The 26,361-nt window shown below is 49.3% G+C and carries 25 protein-coding genes; 13 read left to right on the forward strand and 12 right to left on the reverse strand.

Translation table 11 applies throughout. The features are described 5' to 3' along the window. Window positions 1–110: 110 nt before the first annotated feature. Window positions 111–851 (reverse strand): 16S rRNA (uracil(1498)-N(3))-methyltransferase, encoded by a 741-nt coding sequence (locus tag GUA87_RS02020; protein ID WP_193714852.1) that lies wholly within the window; start codon window positions 849–851, stop codon window positions 111–113. 117 nt (window positions 852–968) lie between these two features. On the opposite strand from GUA87_RS02020, the gene ubiA reads away from it, so the two are divergent. From ubiA to GUA87_RS02045, 5 genes are all read left to right on the forward strand, one after another. Continuing rightward, window positions 969–1,913 (forward strand): 4-hydroxybenzoate octaprenyltransferase, encoded by a 945-nt coding sequence (gene ubiA, locus GUA87_RS02025; protein WP_193714853.1) that lies wholly within the window; start codon window positions 969–971, stop codon window positions 1,911–1,913. An 11-nt stretch (window positions 1,914–1,924) separates the two neighbouring features. After that, window positions 1,925–3,433 carry a UbiD family decarboxylase gene (locus GUA87_RS02030; RefSeq protein ID WP_193714854.1) on the forward strand — a complete coding sequence of 503 codons (1,509 nt, stop codon included), beginning with the start codon at window positions 1,925–1,927 and terminating at the stop codon, window positions 3,431–3,433. Window positions 3,434–3,436: 3 nt separating this feature from the next. Beyond that, on the forward strand, window positions 3,437–4,207 hold the full coding sequence (locus GUA87_RS02035) for a sulfite exporter TauE/SafE family protein (protein WP_321575857.1): 771 nt from the start codon (window positions 3,437–3,439) through the stop codon (window positions 4,205–4,207). A 62-nt stretch (window positions 4,208–4,269) separates the two neighbouring features. Next, complete coding sequence (locus tag GUA87_RS02040) at window positions 4,270–5,625, forward strand: TldD/PmbA family protein (RefSeq protein ID WP_193714855.1); 1,356 nt, start codon at window positions 4,270–4,272, stop codon at window positions 5,623–5,625. Then, complete coding sequence (locus GUA87_RS02045) at window positions 5,622–6,419, forward strand: 3'(2'),5'-bisphosphate nucleotidase CysQ (RefSeq protein ID WP_193714856.1); 798 nt, start codon at window positions 5,622–5,624, stop codon at window positions 6,417–6,419. The genes GUA87_RS02040 and GUA87_RS02045 overlap by 4 nt, the downstream gene beginning before the upstream one ends. Here the strand turns inward: GUA87_RS02045 and GUA87_RS02050 are convergent, their stop codons facing one another. Continuing rightward, window positions 6,420–7,244 carry a M23 family metallopeptidase gene (locus GUA87_RS02050; protein WP_321575858.1) on the reverse strand — a complete coding sequence of 275 codons (825 nt, stop codon included), beginning with the start codon at window positions 7,242–7,244 and terminating at the stop codon, window positions 6,420–6,422. Beyond that, window positions 7,241–8,656 carry an exodeoxyribonuclease VII large subunit gene (gene xseA / locus GUA87_RS02055; protein ID WP_193715790.1) on the reverse strand — a complete coding sequence of 472 codons (1,416 nt, stop codon included), beginning with the start codon at window positions 8,654–8,656 and terminating at the stop codon, window positions 7,241–7,243. Before xseA ends, GUA87_RS02050 begins: the two co-directional genes overlap by 4 nt. 122 nt (window positions 8,657–8,778) lie before the next feature. On the opposite strand from xseA, the gene purD reads away from it, so the two are divergent. From purD to GUA87_RS02075, 4 genes are all read left to right on the forward strand, one after another. Continuing rightward, entirely contained in the window at window positions 8,779–10,053 is a 1,275-nt protein-coding gene (purD, locus tag GUA87_RS02060) for a phosphoribosylamine--glycine ligase (RefSeq protein ID WP_193714857.1), read from the forward strand. Window positions 10,054–10,070: 17 nt separating this feature from the next. Next, the gene (locus tag GUA87_RS02065; RefSeq protein ID WP_193714858.1) at window positions 10,071–11,135 is read left to right on the forward strand and encodes a phosphotransferase family protein; all 1,065 of its coding nucleotides are present in this window, start codon (window positions 10,071–10,073) and stop codon (window positions 11,133–11,135) included. Between the two features lie 41 nt (window positions 11,136–11,176). Beyond that, the gene (locus tag GUA87_RS02070; RefSeq protein ID WP_193714859.1) at window positions 11,177–12,220 is read left to right on the forward strand and encodes a phosphotransferase; all 1,044 of its coding nucleotides are present in this window, start codon (window positions 11,177–11,179) and stop codon (window positions 12,218–12,220) included. Window positions 12,221–12,321: 101 nt separating this feature from the next. After that, complete coding sequence (locus GUA87_RS02075; RefSeq protein ID WP_193714860.1) at window positions 12,322–12,774, forward strand: cache domain-containing protein; 453 nt, start codon at window positions 12,322–12,324, stop codon at window positions 12,772–12,774. Window positions 12,775–12,823: 49 nt separating this feature from the next. Here the strand turns inward: GUA87_RS02075 and GUA87_RS02080 are convergent, their stop codons facing one another. The 4 genes from GUA87_RS02080 to GUA87_RS02095 form a co-directional block, all read right to left on the reverse strand. Continuing rightward, a complete protein-coding gene (locus GUA87_RS02080) occupies window positions 12,824–13,054 on the reverse strand; it encodes a hypothetical protein (RefSeq protein WP_193714861.1) in 231 nt (76 codons plus the stop codon). Window positions 13,055–13,131: 77 nt separating this feature from the next. Next, complete coding sequence (locus GUA87_RS02085) at window positions 13,132–16,239, reverse strand: efflux RND transporter permease subunit (RefSeq protein WP_193714862.1); 3,108 nt, start codon at window positions 16,237–16,239, stop codon at window positions 13,132–13,134. Continuing rightward, window positions 16,239–17,492: an efflux RND transporter periplasmic adaptor subunit gene (locus GUA87_RS02090; RefSeq protein WP_193714863.1), complete on the reverse strand. Its 1,254-nt coding sequence runs from the start codon at window positions 17,490–17,492 to the stop codon at window positions 16,239–16,241. Before GUA87_RS02090 ends, GUA87_RS02085 begins: the two co-directional genes overlap by 1 nt. Further along, a complete protein-coding gene (locus tag GUA87_RS02095) occupies window positions 17,485–18,156 on the reverse strand; it encodes a CerR family C-terminal domain-containing protein (RefSeq protein ID WP_193714864.1) in 672 nt (223 codons plus the stop codon). The genes GUA87_RS02090 and GUA87_RS02095 overlap by 8 nt, the downstream gene beginning before the upstream one ends. A gap of 151 nt (window positions 18,157–18,307) precedes the next feature. Between GUA87_RS02095 and GUA87_RS02100 the strand changes: the two genes are divergently transcribed. Next, on the forward strand, window positions 18,308–18,931 hold the full coding sequence (locus tag GUA87_RS02100) for a TetR/AcrR family transcriptional regulator (protein WP_193714865.1): 624 nt from the start codon (window positions 18,308–18,310) through the stop codon (window positions 18,929–18,931). Here GUA87_RS02100 and GUA87_RS02105 read toward each other — a convergent pair. From GUA87_RS02105 to GUA87_RS02125, 5 genes are all read right to left on the reverse strand, one after another. Continuing rightward, window positions 18,921–19,529, reverse strand: coding sequence for a hypothetical protein (locus tag GUA87_RS02105; protein ID WP_193714866.1), 609 nt, complete (start codon window positions 19,527–19,529; stop codon window positions 18,921–18,923). The genes GUA87_RS02100 and GUA87_RS02105 overlap by 11 nt on opposite strands. 65 nt (window positions 19,530–19,594) lie before the next feature. Next, the gene (locus GUA87_RS02110) at window positions 19,595–20,515 is read right to left on the reverse strand and encodes an Hsp33 family molecular chaperone HslO (RefSeq protein ID WP_193714867.1); all 921 of its coding nucleotides are present in this window, start codon (window positions 20,513–20,515) and stop codon (window positions 19,595–19,597) included. An 18-nt stretch (window positions 20,516–20,533) separates the two neighbouring features. Further along, window positions 20,534–21,460 carry an ornithine carbamoyltransferase gene (argF, locus tag GUA87_RS02115; RefSeq protein WP_193714868.1) on the reverse strand — a complete coding sequence of 309 codons (927 nt, stop codon included), beginning with the start codon at window positions 21,458–21,460 and terminating at the stop codon, window positions 20,534–20,536. Next, complete coding sequence (locus GUA87_RS02120) at window positions 21,460–22,629, reverse strand: aspartate aminotransferase family protein (RefSeq protein WP_193714869.1); 1,170 nt, start codon at window positions 22,627–22,629, stop codon at window positions 21,460–21,462. Before GUA87_RS02120 ends, argF begins: the two co-directional genes overlap by 1 nt. Window positions 22,630–22,785: 156 nt before the next feature. Next, window positions 22,786–23,568 carry an ABC transporter permease gene (locus GUA87_RS02125; protein ID WP_227711653.1) on the reverse strand — a complete coding sequence of 261 codons (783 nt, stop codon included), beginning with the start codon at window positions 23,566–23,568 and terminating at the stop codon, window positions 22,786–22,788. Window positions 23,569–23,729: 161 nt separating this feature from the next. Here GUA87_RS02125 and arsC point away from each other — a divergent pair, with 161 nt between their 5' ends. The 3 genes from arsC (at window position 23,730) to GUA87_RS02140 (ending at window position 26,337) form a co-directional block, all read left to right on the forward strand. Further along, window positions 23,730–24,077, forward strand: a complete 348-nt coding sequence (gene arsC, locus GUA87_RS02130) for an arsenate reductase (glutaredoxin) (protein WP_193714871.1) — start codon at window positions 23,730–23,732, stop codon at window positions 24,075–24,077. Window positions 24,078–24,079: 2 nt separating this feature from the next. Beyond that, on the forward strand, window positions 24,080–25,018 hold the full coding sequence (meaB, locus tag GUA87_RS02135) for a methylmalonyl Co-A mutase-associated GTPase MeaB (RefSeq protein ID WP_193714872.1): 939 nt from the start codon (window positions 24,080–24,082) through the stop codon (window positions 25,016–25,018). Window positions 25,019–25,152: 134 nt separating this feature from the next. After that, window positions 25,153–26,337: an acetyl-CoA C-acyltransferase gene (locus GUA87_RS02140; protein WP_193714873.1), complete on the forward strand. Its 1,185-nt coding sequence runs from the start codon at window positions 25,153–25,155 to the stop codon at window positions 26,335–26,337. The last annotated feature ends 24 nt before the right edge of the window (window positions 26,338–26,361 follow it).

Genomic DNA, 26,361 nt, shown 5'->3' on the forward strand with positions numbered 1-26,361 from the left:
GTAAAGCGCCCACTCACCCGTTCATTGATATCTGACTTAATGGAACAATCAAAGTGCATCAAGTCAAAATCCAGAAAATAGACTTATGCGCGGCAGCGGTCACATTACTGTCACCAGTCCCCTAAGACCGATTGCACAAGAGTAACCGCGGAGATTGCCGCTGTTTCCGCCCGCAAAATGCGCGGCCCGAGCTTTAAGGTGCAGGATTTACTGACGGCTTCAAATTGCTCAAGCTCTTCATCTGCAAATCCGCCTTCTGGGCCGATCAATACGGTAACTTTCTCTGATTTCTCTATACCGCTTAATGCCTGAACCGGATTAAGGTCATCAGACCTTTCCGCACAGTAGATAAGGGTGCGTCCTTCCGCCTCAACATATTTCAAAAATGTGCCAAGTTTCGATGTAGCGTAAACCTCCGGTATATCCAGACGCTCACATTGTTCAGCGGCTTCAATCACCTGAAGTAGCATTTTATCTTCACGAAGCCGGTCTGCATTGGTTCGATTGGTTTGCACAGGCCGTAGCGCCGAAACACCCAGTTCCGTCATTTTCTGAACGACAATCCCGTTCTGGATTTTCTTCAACGGCGCAAAGGCGATTTCTATATTGGAAGAAGATGTCTGTTCTCTCAATTGTTCAACAACATGAACCAGACACTGGTTTTTGCGCGCTTGCTGAATAACACCCCGCCACTCTCCATCACGGCCGTTAAACAGGATAAGCTCATCCCCTTCCCCGCGCCTCATCACCGTCACTACGTAATGGCTTTGCTCTTTCCCAAGGGGAATACCCTGATCTTTAGAAAGGTCACTTTCAACATAAAGACGAGGGGTGTTTTGTTTTTTCAGCATCACATCGGCCCACTTGCAGATAATTGCCCGTTATTTCCGGGTATAGCGCTAAAGGAACGTTGATGTCATCCCATCATTCAGGTAAGTCCATGTAACGGCCCTTTTCAGGACAGGTGAATGAGTAAGACGGTGAAAACCAAAGAAGATAAGATCATAGCGGATGCCAGCCGCCAGAACTGGGTGGACAAATACGCCCCGGAGGGTGTGCAGCCCTATTTCAAACTGTCCCGTATAGATCGCCCTATTGGCACCTGGCTTTTACTGTTTCCCTGTTGGTGGGCGCTTGCCATGACGGCTGGTCCAGAACAGCTGCCAAACTTCTTATATCTTCTTCTGTTTGCCATTGGTGCATTTGTAATGCGCGGGGCGGGATGTACGCTCAACGATATCGCAGATCGAGATTTTGATGGATCTGTGGAGCGAACCCGAAAGCGCCCCATTCCAAGCGGACAGGTAAGCGTGCTTCAGGCTTTTATCTGGCTTGGCGCCCAATGCCTTATTGGTCTGCTGGTTCTGCTGCAGTTTAATAATTTCGCTATCATTGTGGGTGCCTGTAGTTTGATTTTAGTGGCGATTTACCCCTTCGCTAAACGCTTTACCTATTGGCCGCAGTTTTTTCTGGGGCTCGCCTTTAATTACGGGGCGCTTCTCGGGTGGGCGGTGACCACAGAGAGCATTACACCTGCGGCTGCCTCCTTATATCTGGCAGGTATCCTCTGGACACTTGGTTACGACACCATCTATGCCCATCAGGATAAAGAGGATGATATTCTGATCGGGGTCAAATCCACCGCCCTTAAATTCGGTGAACAGACCGTTAGTTGGATGATCACCTTCTATTCCTTCACCTTGTTCTTTATAGTTTTAAGCGGTTTCTGGATGAATATGTCACCGCTTTTCTATGTGGGCATGGCCGGGGCGGCGGTACATCTATTGTGGCAGGTGAAATCTTTGGATATTCATGACGGGGACAAATGTCTCGCCTTGTTTAAATCCAATAAATCATTTGGTGCCATTGTCTTCTTCGCCATTGTCGCTGGCAATTTCAATATCACGGGTTAGGACTGAAATTTATGGCCTATTCATCACTACGAGATTTTCTGGAACAGCTGGAACGTGAAGACAAATTGGTGCGCGTCTCAGAGCCCGTTTCCACCAACCTGGAGATGACAGAAATCCAAACCCGCCTTCTAGCAGAAGGGGGTCCTGCGGTTCTGTTTGAAAACCCGATCACGGAAGATGGCACACCGGCCAAAATGCCAATGCTTGTCAATCTGTTCGGGACAGTAGATCGTGTTGCCATGGGGATGAACAGAAAGCCTGAAGAATTGCGGGAAGTTGGTGAAACGCTCGCCTTCTTGCGCCAACCTGAACCACCAGCCAATTTCAAAGAGGCCATGGGCATGCTACCGGTCTTGAAAACCGCCATGACCATGCGTCCAAAATCCGTTCGCTCAGCTCCCTGTCAGGAAGTGGTCCTTACAGGGGATGATGTTAATCTGGATGATCTGCCCATTCAGACCTGCTGGCCGGGAGAACCTGCCCCGCTGATCACCTGGCCGCTGGTGGTGACCAAGGGGCCAAGTGACGATAAAACGGATAATTTCAATCTTGGCATCTACCGAATGCAGAAACTGGGTCGCAACAAGACCTTGATGCGGTGGCTGAAACATCGCGGCGGCGCGCAGCATTATCAGCGTTGGAAAGATAAAAAACCTGAACCGCTTCCTGCGGCAGTGGTCATTGGCGCAGATCCCGGCACCATTTTGGCGGCGGTAACTCCAATTCCGGACACCTTATCTGAATATCAGTTTGCAGGCCTTTTACGCGGTCAAAAAGTGGAACTGGTGGATTGTAAAACCGTTCCGCTGAAAGTACCCGCTACCGCCGAGATTATTCTGGAAGGTTATGTGTCACTGGATGAATATGGTGACGAAGGTCCATACGGTGATCATACCGGGTATTATAATTCCGTTGAATCCTTCCCAGTGTTCAATATCACTGCCATTACACGCCGCAAAAACCCAATTTACCTGTCCACCTTCACAGGACGCCCCCCTGATGAACCTAGTGTATTGGGGGAAGCAATGAACGAGTTGTTCATTCCGCTCCTTCAGCAGCAATTCCCCGAAATTGTTGATTTCTGGCTACCACCGGAAGGGTGTAGTTACCGGATCGCTGTGATCTCCATGAAGAAAGCCTACCCAGGTCATGCAAAGCGCGTGATGATGGGGGCGTGGTCCTTCCTTCGCCAATTCATGTACACGAAATTCCTGATTATTGTGGATGACGACATTGATGCCCGGGATTGGAAGGATGTGATGTGGGCCATCTCCACCCGCATGGATCCGGTGCGCGACATCACCACCATCGAAGGCACACCGATCGACTATCTAGACTTTGCGTCTCCTGAAAGCGGACTTGGCGGCAAACTGGCGCTGGACGCCACCAACAAAATGCCGCCGGAGACACACCGGGAATGGGGTGAGAAAATCCAGATGGATGAAGAGGTTATCAAGAAAGTGGATGATATGTGGTCCCGCCTTGATCTGCCGGGCAGCGGCAAAGCGATCTGGAAGTAATCTGTGACTTTTATTGACGATCCCATATTCTATGTCGCTGCCATTCCGGCCATGCTCATCATTGGCATTTCCAAGGGCGGGTTTGCTGGAACCCTTGGCATGTTGGGGGTCCCATTGGTTACATTGGTTATCCCACCGGTTCAGGCGGCGGCGATTATCCTGCCTATTCTTTGTTTGATGGATATCTTTGGTCTGATTGCGTATCGCCGCGGGGCCGACTGGAAGAACCTTTGGTGCATGTTGCCAGGCGCGGTAACGGGCATATTCATAGGTGCCTTGCTGTTTAAGTATCTAAACGACGATATTGTGCGCCTGTTGGTAGGATCCGTTGCGGTTCTCTTCACCCTGAACCATTGGCTGAAACCCGCTATCAAACAACAGGTGGCAGGCCGCAGTTTTATAAAGGGCAGTTTCTGGGGCAGCATTTCCGGCTTCACCAGCTTTGTTGCTCATGCAGGCGGGCCACCACTTCAATTTTATATGCTGCCACAGAAAATCAATAAGACATTGTTTGTGGGAACCAGCGTCTGGTTCTTCTTTGTGGTAAATTATGTAAAACTGATCCCCTACACCTACCTTGGACAGTTTTCGTCTGAGAATTTAGGCACTTCGCTTCTTCTGTTACCCTTAGCCCCTATTGGTATCTGGTTGGGTGTAAGACTTCACAAGCTGGTCCCGGAGGAGCTTTTCTATCGTTTCGCGTATCTGATGCTCTTCGCCGTTGGTCTGAAACTTCTATTTGATGCCTTTAACGGACTTTTTGGCATTTTCTGATTTTAATTTAACCACGCAGCCCCTACTTTAAGGGCAGTGATTAAGCCAGTGGTCAGGAAAATATGTCAGAAGCCAAGAAAAACGAACTGCACTCTCTCAATATTCTAGACGACATTATTGCTAAGGCAAAAAAGGCAGGGGCCGACGCCGTGGATGCTGTCCGCATTCAGGGCACGTCAACCAGTGTTTCCTTCCGTCTTGGCGAAGTTGAAGAGATTGAAAGATCAGAAGCCCATGACCTTGGCCTTCGGGTGATGATTGGAAAACAGCAGGCGTTTGTCTCCTCCAATGACACAAAACCTGAATTGCTGGACGAACTGGTAGAACGCGCCATCAGTATGGCGAAAAACATGCCAGAAGACGAATATTGCGGTCAGGCAAATCCAGACCTGCTGGCGAAAGACTATCCTGAACTGGAACTCTATGACGAAAGCACCCGCACAGCGGAAGAGCTGATCGAAACCGCGAAACAAGCTGAAGAGGCTGCATTGGCGGTAGAAGGTGTGACAAATTCCGAAGGGGCAAGCTCCGGCTTTGGTCATACTTCTATTGCCCTTGCCACATCTGGTGGGTTTCGCGGATCCTACTCCAGCTCTTCCCATTCCGTTGGCATTTCTGTAATCGCAGGAACCGGCACAGGAATGGAGCGCGATTATGATTATGACAGTGTGCGTTTCTTTGAAGATATGCGTGATCCAGCTACCGTTGGCAAACGTGCCGGGGAAAGGGCTATTCAAGCGCTGAACCCACAAAAAATGCCAAGTGCCAGCGTCCCTGTTGTCTATAGCAACCGTATTTCAGGTGGATTGTTAGGGCATTTATCGGGCGCCATTAGCGGTGCCTCTGTTGCCCGCGGCACCAGTTTCCTAAAAGACAGCATGGGTGAACAGATCCTGCCAAAGGGTATTAATGTGGTGGATGATCCCCATCGTATTCGTGGTCTTGCGTCAAAACCCTTTGATGGTGAGGGCGTCGCCAATTCGCGCATTAACTTTGTCGAAGATGGTGTGTTGCAAAATTGGGTACTTAACAGCGCTGCTGCCCGCCAATTGGGATTAGAAACTAACGGCCGCGCGACACGTGGGACTTCCTCTCCTCCTGGCTCCGGCATGACAAACCTGTATATGGAAGCCGGCGATCAATCTGTTGAAGAGCTGATCAAGGATATTAAATCGGGCCTCTTTATCACCAGCCTTATTGGTTTTGGTGTTAACGGTGTTACTGGCGATTATAGTCGCGGTGCTTCCGGTTTTTGGATTGAGGACGGTGAAATTACCCATCCAGTGTCAGAGCTCACCGTTGCAGGTAACCTCAAAGATATGTTCCTCAATTTGACCCCAGCCAATGATCTGGAATTTGTTTATGGTACAAATGCCCCAACCATTCGCATTGACGGGATGATGGTAGCGGGCACGTGACACATAAATTTCAAGAAGAACAACAATCGCTGAACGATGCGGTTCGCGAAGCAGGTGATATCGCCCTGAAATATTTTCATGGGGATTTGAAAAGCTGGGAGAAAAAGCCCGGCGACCCTGTAAGCGAGGCCGATCTTGCCATTGACACCTTCTTGAAAGAAAGACTACTCGACCTTCACCCAGATTATGGCTGGTTATCAGAGGAAACAGCCGATAATCCGGAGCGTCTTAGGAAGGACCGCGTTTGGGTTGTGGATCCCATTGATGGGACCCGTTCCTTTATTGCGGGCAAGCCGGAGTTTACCGTGTGCGCCGCCTTGATTGATGCGGGACGACCGGTTGCTGCTACTGTGTTTAACCCGGTGACAGAAGAGTTTTTTGAAGCCTCATTGGGGCAAGGCGCGTATCTTAACGGTGAAAAACTTGAATGTAGCCCACGGGCCGATCTAGAAGGCGCACATCTGCTGGCAAGCCGCAAAGCGTTTGAGTGGCACAACTGGTTAGAAGATGCGCCCCTTGCCAAATTCAGTCACCTCAATTCCATCGCCTATCGTATGGTGACCGTCGCAAGTCAGGACTATGACGCCTCATTGTCGCTATCGGCAAAGTCAGATTGGGATGTGGCTGCGGCGGAACTGATTTTGAACGAAGCTGGCGGTATTTCGACAACCACCAAGGGCCAACCACTTACCTATAACAAAGCTGATCCAGTACATGATACCGTGATTTCAAGTGGGCTTGCCCTTCACGACACCTTGATGGATCTATTGGGTGACTTCACCCCAAGAAGCTGATCATTTCTTCGGCATGGGTCCCATCAATAGCCCCGGATCCAGCCTTTCCTTGAACCAGTTGAGACGCCAATCCAAATGGGGCCCGCTAGATCGCCCGGTGGAGCCGATTTCCCCAATCTTCTGGCCTTGTTTGACAAAGTCCCCTGATTTCACATCCAGCTTCGATAAGTGTGAATAGACAGACACTAAACCATATCCGTGATCAATCATAATGGTACCGCCTGTATAGAACAGGTCTTTTTCTGCCATACGTACCATTCCATCGGTTGACGCCCACACTTCAGTTCCCGTTGGAGCCGCCACATCGATCCCGAAATGAGGACGTTTAGGAATACCGTTCAAAACGCGCTGGCTACCGTAAACCCCGCTAATACGGCCAAAGGCTGGCCAGTTCCATCCTGATTGAAACCATTTTTCAGGTGTATCAATGGCACGGATACGGGCGATTTCAGCATTCTCCTGACGAATGCGTTTTAAAAATTCCTCGCTGGGTGTGACCTTTGCTTTTGGCAGGCCATCCACCCGCTCAATACGATATTTGCGCGGCGCAACTTTTAACTCACGTTGAACGGCTTCCCCATCTGGAAAAACGATCTTTAAGGTCGCAGTGGATTTAAAGTCGCGCCCAAAACCAAACAGAAACTCACCTGCTTCAGACACCCTGATTTCCGCACCTTCAAAGAAAACTTTGGAGCCAGCCACTGCCTTCCCAAAAACCAACCCGCCTTGGGACATTGTTCCGCTTAGGGAATAACGATCCTCTTTGGCGATGGCGGATCCACTGATCAACAACATTGCCAAAATTGAGACAACAAAACGGATCACAGAAGGCTCCCCTGCTCTGGTGGTGTGTTCTCTGGTTTTTTAGGTTTAGGAGCCACTCGTTTGGGTTTGGCGTCCCCCTCCCCAAATGTGATGGATCGGCTGCCATCCTTCACTTCGGCAATACCAGAGGCACCGTCTTTCATTTGCTCTACAGAGGAAATGACTTGCCCGTTCTCATCTTTGACGATGGCATAACCACGGGCCAGAACACGTTTAAAAGATAGGCTTTCAAGCATTCTGCCACTTGCCGCCAACCGATCACCCGCCCGTTCTCTTCGGATGGTGATCGCACGAGACATGCGTCCTTCAAAATTGTTGAGCTTTTCCTGATCCCGTGCCATGCCCCGTGTCAAAATTTCAGGGCGAAGTCGTGCCGCTGTTCCCTGGAAGCGTTGGGTTTTCAAGTTCACCATAGACCCCATAGCGCTTTTAAGTCGGCTATCCAGATGGTCCAAATGCTGGATCTTCTCTTCGATCAGGGATTTCGGATCACGCAATCCTCTGGATAACCCAACCAGACGTTCTTTCTTTTCCGTAATTGAACGGGAAAGGCCGCGGCGAATACGCCGGTCCATATCGTCAACATAAGCCAACAATTCAGATCGGACAGGTACGGCCATTTCAGCCGCAGCCGTTGGTGTTGGCGCACGACGATCCGACACATAATCAATCAGTGTTGTATCCGTCTCATGGCCCACAGCAGAAATAAGCGGTATTTCACTTGCAGCCGCGGCGCGTACCACCACTTCCTCGTTAAAGGACCACAGATCTTCCAGACTACCGCCGCCCCGGGCGACGATCAAAAGATCAGGTCTTGGGACTAACTCATCGCCACCATCAATCTTGTTGAAACCTTCGATCGCCGCTGCCACTTGTTCTGCGGCCGTCTCCCCCTGCACGAGAACAGGCCAGAGCAACACATGGGTTGGAAAACGATCGCGTAACCGGTGCAAGATGTCCCGAATCACAGCGCCTGTCGGCGATGTCACGACACCGATAACCTTCGGCAAATAAGGCAGTGGTTTTTTGCGCTCCTGCGCGAACAAGCCTTCGGCAGCAAGTTTGCGTTTACGCTCCTCCAGTAAGGCCATCAACGCACCGACACCGGCAGGTTCCATACTATCGATGACAATCTGATATTTCGAGCGGCCGGGATAGGTAGTAAGCTTGCCCGTGCAAACCACTTCCAAGCCATCTTCAGGACGGAAAGAAAGTTTTTGGGCACTCCCACGCCACATCACCCCATCCAGCACCGATTTTTCATCTTTCAATGCCAGATAAACATGCCCAGAAGCCGCTTGCTTCAATCCGGAGATTTCAGCGCGCACCCGAACGTGGCCATACTGATCCTCCACCGTCCTTTTCAGGGCAGTACTCAGTTCCGTTACGGTAAATTCGTGGATGTTTGACATGCCGGGAATGGAAGATTGTGACACGTTGCCTCTGCAAGTTTCTTTTGTATCGTTCGCACTGTATGTTACAAACTCTACACGCTTCGTGTTGAACACAAAACTGTTAATATAGATCGACTGTTATGAATGTACTCGTCATTGGCTCAGGTGGCCGCGAACATGCGCTTTGCTGGGCGCTTTCCCGTTCTCAATCTGTTGAAAATCTCTACTGTGCGCCGGGTAATGGCGGCATATCGGATATGGCCGCTTGCGTACCTCTAGACGTTTCACATTCAGACACTGTTCTGGATTTCTGCCAAAGTCACAATATTGGGTTTGTTGTCGTCGGACCGGAAGCCCCGTTGGTGGACGGGCTTGTTGATGACTTGAGCCGGGCCGGACTTCCTGCATTTGGTCCACGAAAAGGCGCGGCAGCTTTGGAAGGGTCCAAAGGTTTTATGAAAGACCTCTGCCGTGAATACAATATTCCAACCGCAGCTTATGAGCGTTTTTCCGATGCCACCGCCGCCAAAGAATATCTAGCCACACAAAATATGCCGATCGTTATCAAAGCTGACGGACTAGCCGCCGGTAAAGGTGTGATCATTGCCCAAAACCTGGAAGAGGCAAATGCCACTGTTGACGATATCTTAGGCGGCATGTTTGGTGGTGCGGGTGCCGAGATTGTTATCGAAGAATTTCTGACAGGTGAAGAAGCCAGCTTCTTTGTTCTAACAGATGGCATCAATATCCTGCCCCTTGCCACCGCACAGGATCACAAGGCAGTTGGCGATGGGGACACCGGCCCCAATACGGGTGGTATGGGCGCCTATTCCCCTGCACCAGTTATGACCGATGCGATGATTGAACGATCCATCGAAGAGATTATCAAACCAACCGTTGCTGCCATGCAGGACCGTGGATGCCCCTACACAGGTGTCCTTTATGCAGGCCTGATGATTACAGATCAGGGACCGAAGCTGATTGAATATAATGTGCGCTTTGGTGATCCAGAATGTCAGGTCCTCATGGCACGGTTAGACAGCGATATTCTGCCCGCGCTGCAGGCAACGGCAGACGGAACCCTTTCAGATGTTTCCCTGAAATGGAAAAATGATGCGGCAATGGTTGTTGTCTTGGCCGCAAATGGATATCCAGGATCTTACGAGAAGAATACCGAGATCAAAGGCCTGGATGATGCCAACGCAATGGAGGATGTGATTGTTCTTCATGCCGGCACAAAGAAAGAAAATGATCGGTATTACGCAACGGGTGGCCGTGTGCTTGGTGTCACAACCTTCGGGGAAACCGTGACAAAAGCGCAAAAGAAGGCCTATGATGCCATTGCAAAAATTGACTGGCCCGAAGGCTTTTGCAGGAAAGACATTGGCTGGCGGGCGATTGAACGTGAAAAATAATAATAAAGGAACGACAAATGGCGGATCAGTCATCCCAGTTTTCTGGGACAATGGAGGTGCAGGAACGTCACAAACTTGATGTTGCTAAACTTGAAGCCTATTTGAAGGAAAATGCCGCCGGGTTTGAAGGGCCGCTGGAAATCCAGCAGTTCAAGGGGGGCCAATCGAACCCGAGCTACTTCCTCATCACACCCAACAAACGATATGTGCTTCGCAAGAAACCACCGGGCAAACTATTGCCGTCAGCCCATGCGGTGGACCGCGAATACAAAGTTATTTCGGCACTCAAGGGAACAGGCGTGCCTGTGCCGGAAACCTTTTGTCTTTGCGAAGATGAAGATGTGCTTGGCACCATTTTCTACGTAATGGATTTTGTTGACGGGGACGTGGAATGGGATCCAGCCCTGCCGCATTTCACCAATGATCAACGTAGTACGGCTTTTGCGTCCATGAACGATGCCATGGCGAAATTGCATTCCGTGGATTACAAAGCCGTTGGCCTTGAAGATTTCGGAAAGCCTACCGATTATCTAGCGCGGCAAATCAGCCGCTGGTCCAAGCAGTATAAAGCATCTGAAACCGAGAATATCGACGCCATGAATAAACTTATGGAATGGCTTCCTAATAACATTCCGGAGGGGGATGAGACATCGGTTGTTCATGGCGATTATCGCCTTGATAACACGATCCTTGATCGCAATAGCAAGGAAGTCATTGCCATTTTGGACTGGGAGCTTTCCACTTTAGGTCATCCGCTCGCGGATTTCTCCTACCATTGCATGACCTGGCGATTGGAGCCGGAATTATTCCGTGGCTTGAAAGGTCTGGATTTGAAATCCTTGGGCATCCCAACCGAGGAAGAATATGTGGCCATGTATTGTGAGAAAACAGGCCGCTCTTCCATTCCAAACTGGGATTTCTATATGGCTTATAACATGTTCCGCCTCTCTGCCATTTTGCAGGGGATCATGGGCCGTGTTATGGATGGTACCGCCTCAAGCCAACATGCAAAAGACATGGGTGCACGCGCAAAACCCCTTGCCATTAAAGGGTGGGAGCAAGTGGAACTTATGTTAAAGTGACCTCAGAAACCTAAAAACAAAAACAATAAAGAGGCAAGCTCATGGGAGATAACGCAGATATCACCGAAGTGCGCGATGCGCATAAGTTTAACGAAGATAATCTGACATCCTATATGGAGGAGAATGTAGAGGGTTATAAAGGCCCTCTCACCGTTCAGCAGTTTGAAGGTGGGCAATCCAATCCGACCTTCTTATTGAAAACGCCTGAGCGTGACTATGTCATGCGCAAAAAACCTCCCGGGGTTTTGCTTCCTTCTGCCCACGCGGTAGAGCGGGAATATCGCATCATGAGTGCCTTGCAGGATACAGATGTCCCTGTTGCCCGCACTTACTGCCTTTGCGAAGATTCTGACGTTATTGGCACACCTTTCTACATTATGGAGAAAGTTGAAGGCCGCATCTTCCGCCAGCCGGAACTTCCCGGTATGGATCCAAAGGAACGCGCCGCCATCTACGATGCTATGAATGATACTCTGGCCAAGATGCACAATGTGGACATTAAGGCGCAAGGTCTTGAAGATTTTGGCAAGCAAGGTAACTATTTCGAACGCCAGATTGGCCGTTGGACAAAGCAGTATCGTGCATCAGAAACTCATCATGTGGACAGTATGGAAGAGTTGATCAGCTGGCTTCCCGCAAATATGCCCGATGATCAAACCAGCACGATCTGCCATGGCGACTATCGTCTGGAAAATATGATCATCCACCCAACAGAGCCTCGTGTTGTGGCGGTGTTGGATTGGGAACTCTGCACTTTGGGGCATCCGCTTGCAGATCTTTCCTATAACTGCATGACTTACCATTTCATGCATCCGGCATCAGGTGGGTTGGTGAACACAGACTTTGACGCAACAGGCATTCCCTCTGAGCAAGCTTATATCGAAGCCTATTGCAAACGAACCGGTCGTGACGGGATTGAAAACTGGCCTTTCTATATCGCTTTCTCATTCTTCCGTCTGGCCGCCATTGTTCAAGGCGTTTACAAACGTGGCCTTGATGGCAATGCCAGCTCAGAGCGGGCCAAAACCTATGGGGCCTTCGCGCAAATGCTTGCTGATCTTGGTGTGGCTGCCATCAGAAAATAGTAAAGTTAGAAGCAATCATTTAAAACATTAGCATTATGTTAATGTTTTAAATGATATGTGAGCGTCCAGTATTCAATTTTTATCAAGTACAGGATATTCACATGATCTCCCGCATTTTCACCGGACTGTTTGTTGCCGTCTTCCTTTTCTCTGGATCTGCTTTCGCTGAAGATAAAAAAACTAAGGTAGTCAGCATGATTGATGCGGCTGTCGCACATTTCGAAAAAGTAGGTAAAGAACAAGCGTTTAAAGATTTCGCCGTCAAAGGTAGTGATTTTTACCAAGGCGAGTTTTATATCGCTGCCTATTCCATGAAGGATAACACTAACGAATTCCATGCAGTAAATCCGAAGCTCGTTGGAAAAAACCTGATGAAGCTGAAAGACACTGATGGAAAGCTGATCCTGAAAGAAATGTATGACGTTGCAAACGCTTCCGGATCAGGTTGGGTTGATTACAAATGGCCACACCCTGAAACAAAGAAGATTGCCCAAAAACGCACTTATCTTAAAGTCGTGGGCGATGTATTCCTGATGATCGGTTACTACGAGTAACTTGAAAAGATCTCTTAAAAAAAAGCCGGCGCCTAACGCGTCGGCTTTTTTATTTGGCTTCAGCACCTTTGACGCGCAGATCCATCCAATTTTGAAAGCACTCCTGCTTTCCCATAAGATGAGCTGCTGTTGTCCCAAGACCACTCACGCCAGACAAACCAGCTGAGCGGGTCAACTCCTGTGTCATCCATTCACACGGATCAAGACTCTTATATTCAAAATAGAAACCGCCAACCAATATGGTGATCCCTAGCGCACTCCAACCAATTGCCTTGATCATTCTGTTGTACCTAAACTAAAGCCACTAGAGTGGCCTGTATATCTGGGTTTCTGACCTACTGCAAAGGAAAAGCCGGGTTATCCGGCAACCAGTCTTCTTACGCCTGAGAATATTCTTCTGAAATCCTCCTGAATCATCAAAAGAGCAGGAACAAGGAATAACACCAGGAACGTGGCAACCATAAGGCCGAAGACCAAGGTGATTGCCATCGGGATCAGGAATTGTGCTTGAAGGCTGGTTTCAAACAATAGTGGGCTCAAGCCCCCGATTGTTGTTAAAGACGTCAGTAAAACTGCCCGTAAACGATCACAAGTCCCGTCCACCACAGCGTTCATATACTGCTCCCCGTTGGCCAGGCGTTCGTTTACGATACTCACCAGAATGATGGAATTGTTGACAAGAATACCTGACAGGCCAAGCAAAGCGATCAGTGACAAGATGGTCAAATCATATCCCAGAATATAGTGACCGAAAATCGCCCCGACCAACCCAAATGGGATAATGGACATCACCACAATAGGCCGCGAATAGGAAGCAAACACCCACGCCAGAATCAGATAGATCGCGGTCATACCAATCATGGCACCCAGTTGCATGTCAGCCAGCGTATCCGCCTGTTCTTCCGCTTTCCCTGCAAAACGATATTTGAGGCCATATTTCGCTGCAATTTCAGGAAGGCTAGAGTTTTCAAGACCCGCAATCACATCATTGGCTGAAGTCACATCTTCATTGATGTCAGCGGTAACGCCTACTTCTCGCACCCCATCTTCGCGTTTGATACGAGCGTAACCTTGCTGCAAAGTGATATCAACCACCTCAGTAAGCGCCACTTCATCACCATTACGGCTTCTCAGATAAAAGTTTTGCAAAGCACCACTTGAAATACTTTCCCGCGGATACTGTACCCTGATGGTAACTTCCTCATCTTCACGGGCAAATTTGCGAGCAATCACACCTTCAAACGCGGCCCGCACCTGCGAGGAAATATCTTCTGTTGTAAAACCGAGCGCTTTCCCGCGCGACGTTAGATTCAGGATCAATTCCTGCTTACCTGTTGGTAAGTCATCATCAATACTGCCCACACCATTAAAGGACGCGAGGAGAACCTTTACTTCATCGGCAGCCTGTTTCAGGTTTTCGATGTCATCCCCTTTCAGGCGAATATCGAGCTCTCGCCCCGGAGGGCCACCGACCCTCTCCCGCATGGCAAGTCTCTCCAGTCCCGGAAGGGGTCTGATTTCATTTTGCCACGCTATTAAGAAATCTTTGGTGCGCACATCACGCTGATCGGCGGATACCAGTTCCACTTGAATTCCAGCGCGGTGATCCCCTGCCACAGAACTAAATTGATCCCCGATACTAGTGCCAATTTTCCCAAGGCTGGTGACGACCAACCCGCCTTTGCCATTAGACAGTTCATCTTCTACCTTCAGAAGCGCCCGCTCCATCTCGTCAACCATCTGCTCTGTCGTTTCGCGTTTAACACCCGGCGAGAAAACCACGTTCGCATAAATTACATCCGCTTCTGGTGTTGGGAAGAAGTTAAAGGCAATCCGCCCCCCGATCAACATACCAACGGCCAAGATCAAAACAGAAATAGCTGCTGCAAATGTCGCGTAACGCCAATGGACTGCGCCTGTTACAATGCGTTTGAACAGATGGGTCTGAAAATACTCAAATTTGCCATCGAACCATTTTCGGGCTCTGCTATCCTCCCCTTTTTGACGCAGGGCGAAACGCATATGCCCCGGCAAGACTAGGAAACATTCCACCAAAGACGCGATCAGGACCGCAACAACCACAGCCGGAATCGCGCCGATAATCTGGCCGATGATATCGCCAATCATGAAAATCGGCAGGAAAGCAGCAATTGTGGTCAAACTGGATGCAAGAACTGGTGCCAACATCCTAAGGGCACCCTTTTCAGCCGCCTCCAATGGGCGAAGACCTTTTGATTTCAGGTGACTGCTATGCTCCCCCACCACAATGGCATCATCCACGATAATGCCAAGGCTCATGATAATGGCGAAAAGACTGATCATGTTAATGGATTGTCCGGTAAATAACATGACACCCGCAGTGGCCATGATCGCCACCGGGATACCCGCCGCAACCCAAAAGGCCACACGGATATTGAGGAACACAAACAGGACGATCAACACCAGCGCCAATCCGCCAAGTCCATTTTCGAGAAGAAGGCGGATACGGTCTTCAATAAGGCCGGCCTGAACATCAAACAGTTTTATTTTCAGGGCTGCTGGCCACCGCTTCTTTTCTGTTTCCAGATATTCGGCGACGATTTTGTTGGCTTCCAGCGCGTCAGTGCTTTGCGATCTTTGGATAAAGATCTCGATGGCTTGTTCACCTTCGATTTCCCCGGTGACCCCTTTTTCTTTAAAGGCGTCTTCTACATTTGCAATATCCCGAAGATAAATCTTCTCACCGCTGGGTAATGACTTTATTTCAAGACTACCCAGTGCTTTCGCATCTGTTTTCTGCTCCAATGTTCGCAGCTGACGTTCGAACCCGCCACCAATGGTGCCGAGCGGCACATCCTTCGAATTGTTTCTGATGACGGTGGAGATATCGCCAAGTGTTAGATCCAGTCTTCTAAGTGCTTGGTCCGGAACCTCTACCCAAATCTCCTCATCCCGCGCACCGGTCAAGGTGATTTTGTCGATACCAAGGTCCAAAAGATCGTCCCGGATTGTCTTGGCGATAGCCTTCAAAGCTGTTTCAGAATAAGGGCCTGATACTGAAATCCGGGCGATAGGATCATAAAGGACGATCCGTTTAGTGATGGGTGTTTCGATCGTCTCGGGGAAAGTTGTGATTTGCGTAACGCCCTGCTCCACATCCGAAAGGGCTTCCTGCATATTCGTGCCCGCTTCGAACTCGACAATTACTGTGCTACTGCCTTCCACAGAAAAGGACTGAACATTTTTCACACCGTTCAGAAAACGAACTTCTGGTAACAAGGCTGTGGTGATGTTCTTGTCCACATCCTCCGCACTGGCACCAGGCCACACGATGTTGACAGAAACCACTTCCGTTCCAAAGTCCGGGAAAAACTGAGTGTTAAGACGAAGAAGCGAGAATGCCCCCACTACCAACATCATAATCATCAAAAGATTATGGGCGTTTCGGTGCTGAACAAATATGGAAACGATACGATTGAGGTCCATTAGCGTATCTCCACCCGCATGCCCGGCCCGATTTCAGCAAAACGCGTGGTGACGAGCTTATCACCTTTTTTCAGATTCCCTGTAATGACAACGGTATCGCCATTATCGAAAAGCACCTGAACATCTCTTTTCTCAAGCACCCCTTCTTTTGCGACATAAACCACCATATTATCAAAAACAGCAAAATCGGGGACGGACACGGCTTGATCATATGTTTCACCGTTCAAGAGAATTTCAACGAAGGCACCACTTCGAACCAAAGCAATTTCTGGCGCTTTATCCAGCACCGCAAAAACTTCGATACCACCTGTATTAGCGGTAATGGTTGATCCAACCCGATCCACACGCCCCTTAAATTCGGTAGCCTTGTCACCTGCTTTCCAGATGGCTGTGATGGGCCGCCCGACGATACCGGAATTGCTTTTCAGAATAACACCATATTGCCTGTTTGAGAGATGAAAACGCGCTTCCAACTGATCAGCTTCCAAAAACTGTGCAACTTTGTCCCGGGCATCCAGCCGTTTGCCAAGTTCTGCGGAAACCTCCGAAACATACCCATCAAACGGGGCAACCAGCCGCGTATTTTCCAGATCCCGCATTGCCACGCGAACGGACACTTCCATGCGCTGAATGGTCGCTTTTTGCTGCCCGATTTTTGCATCCATGACATTGAGTTGCGACCGTCTCTGCGCCACCTGCTGCTTTTGTCGGCTCAAACTTGTCTGCGCTGCATCCAAAGATTTATCGGAGATATTTCCTTTTTTCCGGAGTTTTTCGGATCGCGCTAGATTTCTTTCTTCCAACTCCAGAATCTCAAGATCCCGATCAAGAAGGATACGATCAGACGCATTTGTTGCTTCCAACTCTTCCAAGCGAGCCTTTGCTTCCAACAAGGAACTGCGTTTTTCATCTAAGGCTGCTTCATAAGAAAAGGGATCAATCTCTACAAGTAACTCCCCACTTTTGATAAAGCCACCGTCCCTGAAACTCTCCCCGACCTTTATCACTTCACCCGCAACCAATGAACGTAGCTCCACCTCTCTCGCGGCAAGAAGGGATCCAAATACGGAGATCTTTGGCGAAATAGCGCCTGGATTGACCTCTATTGCGGATACATTCCACACCCGTTCCGCAACCGGCTTTGGTTTTTCTACAGGTTTGGTGTTCTTGAAATGAACAAATGTAGAAACACCACCGGCGATCAGCGCAATTGGGAGGATCACCTTGAATAACAATGTGAGAGGTCTACTCATTTACGTCACCTTCTACTGCAGGAATGCCCAATAGCGCCCATGCGCTTTTGACGGTTTCTTCAATTAAAACTTCGACTTCATCCGGACCAAATTTTTCCCAGCCAAAGCGTTGACATACAAAAGCTTCATTTAGTCCAAATTGCAGACACAGCCCCACCAGACTGTGGGTCTTCAGCCCCACTTCTGCTTCGGATGCATGAGGTCCAATGGCGACCCTTACTAGACGTCCAATCAGATCGTGGACAATGTTGATATGCTGATTGAGGACCAAGTCAAAACAGGGACCCTTTTCTTGTACTTCCCTCATGACCAGACGCATCCGCCACTTTGGATTATTTTCATCTGTAATCGCACTGATAAAGAAACTGACAATATTTTTGACAGTTAAACGGAGGTGGCCGGGATCTTCCGTCGCTTTTTCACAGTTCTCATCGATAAATATTTTAAGGCTCCCGCGAACGAAAGCCAGATCATCAACGATCTTTTGGAAGACCGCCTTATACAATCCGTCTTTATTTCCAAAATGATAGGAAATCGCCGACAGATTGGCGTTTGCCTTGTCCGCAATTTCCCGTGTTGAGACAGCCTCAAATGATTTACTGGCAAAAAGAGGGCCGGCTACATCTATCAAATTAAGCGCTGTAGTAGAGAGTTTTGTTGTCATTTTCAAAATTAGGTCAATCGTTTGAATTATTCATATAACCCATAAACGAAAAATTACAAGTATTGGAATTTGCATCGAAACCATTTGTCAGTTTTTACGTCATTTCGTAGAAAGAGATTATATTTGCATTATAAATTTCTTTTGGGCGTCCATGATCGATATTGAAAAACCTGAAACATCAAACCGCACAGCAATACAACAGCGCACGCGTAAAATGATCATGGATAAAGCCGCCCGTCTGTTTCGGGACAAAGGCTACGGTTCAACTTCCTTTCGCGATATTGCTGCCGCGACGGGCATGAAGGCGGGAAGTCTTTATTATCACTTCTCATCGAAGGAAGAACTTGCAGAAGAAGTATTGAGTCAGGGTCTTTTGCATGTGGCCGAACGTGTACAGGAGGCGGTGGAGGCGCTCCCCGATGGGGCAACTCCCATTCAGAAAATCAAGGCCTCAATGGTCGGCCATTTGACCGCTTTGCTTGAAAAGGGGGATTACACATCCGCCAATATCAGATGCTACAACCATGTCCCCGCGCCGATTAAGAAAAAGCTGAAAGCCAGCCGCGAACAATATGATGATTTCTGGGCGGAACTGATCAAGGCAGGTGTGGATCAGGGATTGATCCGTAAAGACACCGACCAAACAACCCTTCGCTATGCGCTCATTGGCATGTTGAACTGGACGCTGGAATGGCGGGCAACAAGCAGTGGCACACCCGAGGAACTTGGTGATCGCTTCTTCAGGATCTGCTTTGAGCCAACTCTTAGTGCGTAAGCCTGCCGTTTAAAAACGGCTGCATGAATTTATTGATGCTGGCGACCATCTCAACATTGAAGTCACTCATCAGCTGTTCAACCTGCTGAAAATACATCATATCCCGATCATTCAGCGTAATATCTTCGGCAACCGTCTTAATCCGTGACACTTCTGCAGTTGCGATAGCCTTGTTGCCGTTTACTTCTTCAATTCGAAGTTCCGCCATCACTCTAAACTCATATCGCTCTGACTGGTCATTGGTGAAGAAGCCAGTCAGGCCCGTTTTCTTTTCCAGCTGTTTTTCAACAACGCTGGCATCTTTGATGGTGAGGACGGCAAACGCGTTTTGGTTGCCATTGGCGCGCAGGCGCTGCTCCGCCCATTTTCGAACGGCCTGATCAATTTTAACCGGCATTTCATGCTCAACATTTGGCGCTTTAAGCGGGGAGCGATATTCGTTCACCACCCGCACCTCACTGACATCCAGAATAATTTGAGAGACATGATTGAAGTTCAGCTCAGGGAGAACCTGACGTTCCGGGGTGGCAGCACAAGCGGAAAGCACGGCACCCAATAAAGCCAATAATCCAATACGAAACGCAATACTTCTTAGCATCTGGTGTCCTTCCCCCTCATCACATTGCCGCCACCTTCCTTTAAAATCGTGGCAACTTTATGAAGCTATTCGCGGGCAGCCTCTACATCGTCAACAGTATACGCATAGTGAGTGCTACAGAACTGACAATCCACACCAATTTCACCGTCTTCTGCCATTTCTTCCAGATTTTCGCGGGAGAAAGAGACAAGCGTTTTCATCACCCGTTCAGCACTGCAGCTACATTTATCCTGCAATTCAGATACATCGTAAAGCCACACCCCATCTTCATGGAAAAGGCGGTACAATAATTCAGAAGCCCGCAAATGCGGGTGGGTCAGTTCTTCGGGTTTCACCGTGGCGGCAAGCGCTTCGGCATTACGCCACCCTTCATTCGCTTGTTCCTGCTTCAATTCCGCCAGACTTTCTTCAGGAAGCCGCTGGATCATTAGGCCGCCCGCACGCCACTTGCCGTTTTTCTTTTCAACGGCAACATGAAGGCGGGTCTCCAACTGCTCTGATCGCGCAAAGTAGTTTTCCATGCAGGATTGAAGGCTATCCCCTTCCAGATCCACAATACCCTGATAGCGTTGGCCTGTGTCGGCGCTATCGATAGTAAAAGCGGCATATCCGCCGCCCAGATATTTCTTGATGGATTTATCGCTGCCCGCCTTTTCGGCCTGCCTCAACATATCCTCGTTAAAGGCGGCATAACCACGTAAAGAACCCGGGGTCGTCAAGTCCGCAGCGATCATTCCAATAGGACCATCACTTTTGGTTTGAACGGTGAAAATTCCGTCAAATTTCAACGCACCGCCCAGCACTGCCGCCAAAACCAGGCCCTCACCCAGCATATGTGCCACTGTGTCAGGATAATCGTGACGCTTCAGGATACTGTCTAACGCACTTCCTAAACGAACAACACGACCACGCACCCCGGCTTCCGCCATCTGAAATGGTTGGATCAGATTGTCTGCGACCGGGGCAATTTCGGAATTTTCACCCATAACTTTTTACTCTTTCAATTATGAAGCGGCGTTCAGGCACCAGCGTAAAACGGCTTTCTGGGCGTGAAGGCGATTTTCCGCTTCATCGAAAATAACAGATTGAGGTCCGTCCATGACGGCTGCAGTCGCTTCTTCTTCACGATGCGCCGGTAAACAATGCATGAATATGGCGTCGCTTGCGGCTTTTTCCATCAATTTTTCATCGATCTGGAAAGGGGCCAGCAAGTTATGACGATCTCCTGCATCATCACCCATGGAAACCCAGGTATCTGTCACAAGGCAGTCTGCGCCTACAGCGGCTTCCTCTGCGCTTCGGGTCACATGAACATTTGCACCCACTTCACGGGCCCAATCCAGCGCGCGCTGATCGGGGTTCAGTTCCTCAGGACAAGCAATACGGAACTCAAAATCAAATTTTGCAGCCGCATGGATCCAGGAAGTGACCATGTTATTGCCATCACCGCTCCAGGCGATGATCTTGTTTTTGATGGACCCTTTATGCTCTTCAAATGTCATGACATCCGCCATCAACTGGCACGGATGGCTGTCATTTGTCAGACCGTTTATCACGGGAATTGTTGCGTGTTTCGCAAGCTCCGTCAGTTTGGAATGCGCGTCGGTGCGGATCATGATCGCATCAACAAATCGGGACAGGACTTTTGCCGTATCCTCAACCGTTTCTCCGCGGCCTAACTGCAGGTCACCACTGTTAAGAACCATGGCATCGCCGCCCAATTGACGCATCGCCATGTCAAAAGACACGCGTGTTCGTGTGGATGGTTTTTCAAAAATCGCCGCAAGCGTATAGCCTTCCAACGACTTATCATCGTCTTTGGTACCTTTGGGTTTACCCGCACGGGCCTTTTTGACCTTTATCCCATCATCAATCATCTTGCGAAGGTCTGCAGCGTCTATCTCATGCAGATCGAGAAAATGCTTTACCATTACGCCAACTCCTCACACGCAGCTTCCAGCGCAGAAATAAATTCTACGATATGCTCTTCTTCGATAATCAGTGGTGGCAGAAGACGCACAACATTGTCGCCGCCCTTTGCGGTCAGAACGCCATGTTTTTGCAAGGCATTAATCAACGCCCCGTTTTCCACCTTACATTTAAGGCCGATGTGAAGACCCACACCACGAAGTTCCTCAATGACAGATGGATAGCGGTCGACAACCCCTTTCAAGGACTGCTGAAGACGTGCACCTTTACGGGCAACGCCTTCCATAAAGCCTTCTTCCGTCATTGTATCCACAACCGTTCTAGCAACGGCCATGGCAAGCGGATTACCGCCATAAGTGGATCCGTGGCTGCCAACGCTCATGCATTTCGCCACTTTTTCAACGGCAAGGCAGGCGCCCACAGGGAAACCATTACCAAGCGCTTTGGCGGATGTCATAATGTCAGGCGTAATCCCGCTATGTTCATAGGCGAACAGCTTACCCGTCCGGCCCATGCCTGTCTGGATTTCATCAAACATCAGAAGCAGGCCACGCTCATCACACAATTTACGCAATTCACGCAGGAATTCAGGTGCAACTACCTGAATTCCACCTTCACCCAAAACAGGCTCAATGATAATACCTGCTGTCTCATCTGTAATTTCTGCTTTCACAAGCTCGATATCACCAACTGGAACCTGACTGAAACCTTCCATTGGCGGCCCAAAGCCTTCCAGAAGTTTTTCCTGTCCTGCCGCCGCAATGGTTGCAAGCGTCCGACCGTGGAACGCATTCTCAAAACCGATGACACGGAACTTTTCAGGCTGACCATTTTCCGCAAAATATTTGCGGATCATTTTCAGGCCACATTCATTTGCCTCAGCGCCAGAGTTACAGAAATAAACAGCATCCGCAAAAGTGTTATCCACCAACTTTTGCGCCAGCTCTTCCTGGCCTGGGATTCTGTACAGATTGGAAATATGCATTAGTTTGCCAGCCTGATCAGAAACTGCTTTCACAATGTCAGGATGGGCGTGCCCCAAAGAGGTCACTGCGATGCCGGCAAAAAAGTCGAGATATCGTCGGCCATCGTTCCCGAACAGGTATACGCCTTCCCCCTTCTCGAAAGAGAGATCTGCAGGAGCATAGTTCGATAACAAAGCCGGTATCATTTTGCCTTCTCCAATTAAATGGCCAACTAAGCATGGCCTAAAAAAGAAAAACCGCCCCAAAATACTGGAACGATCTAAGAAAGCGCGGAAGTATCGACAGGAGTTAGTTTCCTGTCAATCAGAGTCTTTATATTTTGAGCGAAAAACGTCTGTTTTCTACGCTTTTAGTTTAAATCCACGGCCCAGCATAAACCACACGACAGCAAACAGAAACAGATCAAGCAAACCGACGACTAGGGCGCCTTTCAAAATTTCACTATCGGAGGTACCAAGGAAACCATAACGGAAGCCGTCAATCATATAGAAAAACGGATTCAAATGGCTAAGCTCATACCAGATACCGGACAAACGCTCGACAGAGTAAAAAGTGCCGGAGAGGAAAGACAAAGGCATGATCACAAAGTTTGTCACCGCAGCCATATGATCAAATTTATCAGAGATAATCCCGCCGATCATTCCAAGCAACGACAACATCAAACCGGCCGCCACGAGGAAGTAAAGAACGGCAAACCAGTTATGAACGGAGAGGTCCACAAAGAAATACATGCAGGTTGCAACGGCAACAGCAACAACAAGACCGCGCGCAAGCCCCGCCAATGAGATCGCTAATGTGAGCTCAAGCGATGTAAGGGGCGGCATCAACAGATCAACGATATTGCCCTGTACCTTTGAGATGACAATCGAAGAAGATGTATTGGCAAAGGCGTTCTGAATGACGGACATCATAATGAGGCCCGGCGCCAGGAAAGTAGAAAATGGCACACCACTTTCGTGCCCGCGCTCCCCGCCGAAAGCCAATGTGAAGATGGCCAGAAACAGCAACGTTGTCATCATGGGCGCAAACACCGTCTGAAGAGGCACCTTCAAAAAGCGCTGAATTTCTTTTGCCAGAAGGGTGAAGAAACCCAGCATAGGGACAAATGTGATAGAACCGTGCATGGGAGTTTCCCGCTTCTTCAACGAAACGTTATTTTCTGTTGTCTGGTAAGTCATGGGGCATTACATATTCCGGGATCAGATTTTAAGCAAGTTACAGTTATCACACTTGTGCGAATTAGATTTTAAGGGTACCGGATAAATAACAAAGACCGGAGGTTCAAATGTCACTCACAATTTTCCACAATCCCCGCTGCAGTAAATCCCGCCAGACACTGGCCCTGTTGGAAGAAAACGGTCACACACCTGAAATCGTGGAATATCTAAAAACCCCTCCAAGCAAAGAACAGCTCAAAGAAATTCTGACTGCCCTCGGAATGAGCCCGCGCGAGTTAATGCGCAAAGGCGAAGCGGAATATAAGGACAATAATCTGGGAGATGAGAGCCTTTCAGAAGAAGAGCTGATCGATGCCATGGTCAAGTTCCCAAAACTGATTGAACGCCCCATTGTCATCAGCAACGGCAAGGTTAAAATCGGTCGCCCGCCGGAAGGCGTGCTGGAGATCGTGTAACCTTGCGTACTTCCCTTGATGATTTGGTAATTGGATTGCGTGCTGGAAACCGTGCGGCGCTCGCTCGTGCAATTACCCTGGCAGAGAATAACAGCCCAGAAACAGGTGCGCTGCTACAGCAGATCGCGCCTGATCTGGGCCGTGCAATAGTTGTTGGTTTTACCGGCGCCCCGGGCGCGGGAAAATCAACGCTTGTTGGTGCGATTGTCAAATCTTTGCGGGAGCGCGGAAAAACGGTTGGCGTCATTGCGGTTGACCCGTCCAGTCCCTTAAGCGGCGGTGCCGTACTTGGGGACCGCATCCGCATGAGCGAACATTCTGATGATGATGGCGTATTTGTCCGCTCCCTCGCCTCCCGCGGGCATTTAGGGGGACTCAGCCGGTCTGCCTCTCATGTTATTGATGTCATGGATGCCTACGGCATGGACTATATCGTCCTTGAAACCGTTGGCGCGGGTCAGTCAGAAGTTGAAGTGGCTGATATTGCCGACGTGAAGATCGTCGTTTGCGCCCCGGGTCTTGGTGATGACGTTCAAGCCATCAAGGCGGGCATACTGGAAATCGCCGATATTCTGGTCGTCAACAAGGCCGACAACCCCCTTGCGGAACGCACCGCCCGACAACTGGAAGCCAGAACCACTGGATCCATGGGTCGCAAAGTACCTGTGATGAAGACCATCGCGTTGGAAGGTGTTGGTCTTGACGATCTGACATCCCAGATTGAAACCATCGCCGCCCTTCAAGGGAATGAGGAAAAAGGTAAAGACCGCCCCAGAAAGCTGTTGAAGACAGCAGCGATTGAACATTTAACGCAGATTCTTGAACGCGACGATATTCCAGAGTTTGAAGAGCTTGCCGTAAAAATCGTCACGGGTGAGATTAACTTTGAGCGAGCCGCCGCTGAAGCGCTTCGCGTTGCGGCGAAGAAAAGCGGCAAATAATCTCTATTTTCAGTGATATTTGAACAGTTAGTCCAATTTCCTGCTTTTCAATGTTGCACCAGCACATTACTCTGCCTGTCATCAGTGTAGCTGACCCCGAATAAAAAAAACCAAAAAGAAACAGGAGATAAAAAATGGCTGACGCCGTAATCGTTTCCACCGCCAGAACCCCGATCGGCAAAGCCTATCGCGGTGCTTTTAACAATACACATGGCGCCGATTTGGGCGGCCATGTCATTAAACACGCTGTAGAACGCGCTGGCATCGAAGGTGCCGAAGTAGAAGACGTTCTGATGGGTGTCGCAAATCCAGAAGGCGCAGCAGGCGGTAATATCGCCCGTCAGGCAGTCCTTCGGGCAGGTCTTCCTGTGACAACATCTGCGGCAACTGTGAACCGTTTCTGCTCCTCAGGTCTGCAAACAATTTCCATGGCGGCACAACGCGTCATTGTTGACAAGGTTCCTGTAATGGTTGCCGGCGGTCTGGAAAGCATCAGCCTTGTTCAGAACGAAAATATGAACACGTTCCGCTTCCAGAACGAATGGCTGCTTGAGAACAAACCAGCCATTTACGACCCAATGCTGAAAACAGCGGAAACTGTTGCCACACGCTACGGCATTACACGTGAGCAGCAGGATGAATATTCCGTACAGAGCCAGACGCGTACTGCCGCAGCTCAAGCTGAAGGCCGCCTGGACGCTGAAATCGTTCCAATGACAACAACCAAAATCCTTGTGAACAAGGAAACTGGTGAAACTCTGGAAGAAGAAGTTACCCTGACAAAGGATGAAGGCAACCGTCCAGGTACCTCCATTGATGATCTGGCAAAACTGAAACCGGTTCTGGGTGAAGATTGCTTTATCACTGCTGGTAACGCTAGCCAGCTTTCTGATGGTGCTTCTGCCAGCGTAGTGATGGACGCGAAACTTGCTGAACAGCGCAACATCGACCCACTCGGCATTTACCGCGGTACAGTGATCGCCGGTTGTGAGCCAGATGAAATGGGTATCGGTCCAGTATTCGCCATTCCAAAACTGCTGAAGCGCAATGGACTGACTATGGACGACATCGGTCTTTGGGAACTGAACGAAGCCTTTGCTGTTCAGGTTCTATATTGCCGCGACAAACTGGGCATTCCAAATGACCTGCTGAACGTTGATGGCGGTGCGATCTCCATTGGTCACCCATACGGCATGTCCGGTGCCCGCATGACAGGTCACGCCCTGATCGAAGGTAAACGCCGCGGCGCCAAATATGTTGTTGTGACAATGTGTATCGGTGGCGGCATGGGTGCTGCGACCCTGTTTGAAGTTGCTTAAGACTCTAAATTGATAAATTAATCG

It is taken from the genome of Sneathiella sp. P13V-1, from assembly GCF_015143595.1.
GTDB lineage: Bacteria > Pseudomonadota > Alphaproteobacteria > Sneathiellales > Sneathiellaceae > Sneathiella.

What these genes read in the sequence shown, in the direction of transcription:
- GUA87_RS02020 (WP_193714852.1), bottom strand. Translation starts at nt 851, where the DNA reads ATGCTGAAAAAACAAAACACCCCTCGTCTTTATGTTGAAAGTGACCTT.
- ubiA (WP_193714853.1), top strand. Translation starts at nt 969, where the DNA reads ATGAGTAAGACGGTGAAAACCAAAGAAGATAAGATCATAGCGGATGCC.
- GUA87_RS02030 (WP_193714854.1), top strand. Translation starts at nt 1,925, where the DNA reads ATGGCCTATTCATCACTACGAGATTTTCTGGAACAGCTGGAACGTGAA.
- GUA87_RS02040 (WP_193714855.1), top strand. Translation starts at nt 4,270, where the DNA reads ATGTCAGAAGCCAAGAAAAACGAACTGCACTCTCTCAATATTCTAGAC.
- xseA (WP_193715790.1), bottom strand. Translation starts at nt 8,656, where the DNA reads ATGTCAAACATCCACGAATTTACCGTAACGGAACTGAGTACTGCCCTG.
- purD (WP_193714857.1), top strand. Translation starts at nt 8,779, where the DNA reads ATGAATGTACTCGTCATTGGCTCAGGTGGCCGCGAACATGCGCTTTGC.
- GUA87_RS02065 (WP_193714858.1), top strand. Translation starts at nt 10,071, where the DNA reads ATGGCGGATCAGTCATCCCAGTTTTCTGGGACAATGGAGGTGCAGGAA.
- GUA87_RS02070 (WP_193714859.1), top strand. Translation starts at nt 11,177, where the DNA reads ATGGGAGATAACGCAGATATCACCGAAGTGCGCGATGCGCATAAGTTT.
- GUA87_RS02075 (WP_193714860.1), top strand. Translation starts at nt 12,322, where the DNA reads ATGATCTCCCGCATTTTCACCGGACTGTTTGTTGCCGTCTTCCTTTTC.
- GUA87_RS02080 (WP_193714861.1), bottom strand. Translation starts at nt 13,054, where the DNA reads ATGATCAAGGCAATTGGTTGGAGTGCGCTAGGGATCACCATATTGGTT.
- GUA87_RS02085 (WP_193714862.1), bottom strand. Translation starts at nt 16,239, where the DNA reads ATGGACCTCAATCGTATCGTTTCCATATTTGTTCAGCACCGAAACGCC.
- GUA87_RS02090 (WP_193714863.1), bottom strand. Translation starts at nt 17,492, where the DNA reads ATGAGTAGACCTCTCACATTGTTATTCAAGGTGATCCTCCCAATTGCG.
- GUA87_RS02095 (WP_193714864.1), bottom strand. Translation starts at nt 18,156, where the DNA reads ATGACAACAAAACTCTCTACTACAGCGCTTAATTTGATAGATGTAGCC.
- GUA87_RS02100 (WP_193714865.1), top strand. Translation starts at nt 18,308, where the DNA reads ATGATCGATATTGAAAAACCTGAAACATCAAACCGCACAGCAATACAA.
- GUA87_RS02105 (WP_193714866.1), bottom strand. Translation starts at nt 19,529, where the DNA reads ATGCTAAGAAGTATTGCGTTTCGTATTGGATTATTGGCTTTATTGGGT.
- GUA87_RS02110 (WP_193714867.1), bottom strand. Translation starts at nt 20,515, where the DNA reads ATGGGTGAAAATTCCGAAATTGCCCCGGTCGCAGACAATCTGATCCAA.
- argF (WP_193714868.1), bottom strand. Translation starts at nt 21,460, where the DNA reads ATGGTAAAGCATTTTCTCGATCTGCATGAGATAGACGCTGCAGACCTT.
- GUA87_RS02120 (WP_193714869.1), bottom strand. Translation starts at nt 22,629, where the DNA reads ATGATACCGGCTTTGTTATCGAACTATGCTCCTGCAGATCTCTCTTTC.
- GUA87_RS02125 (WP_227711653.1), bottom strand. Translation starts at nt 23,568, where the DNA reads ATGCACGGTTCTATCACATTTGTCCCTATGCTGGGTTTCTTCACCCTT.
- arsC (WP_193714871.1), top strand. Translation starts at nt 23,730, where the DNA reads ATGTCACTCACAATTTTCCACAATCCCCGCTGCAGTAAATCCCGCCAG.
- GUA87_RS02140 (WP_193714873.1), top strand. Translation starts at nt 25,153, where the DNA reads ATGGCTGACGCCGTAATCGTTTCCACCGCCAGAACCCCGATCGGCAAA.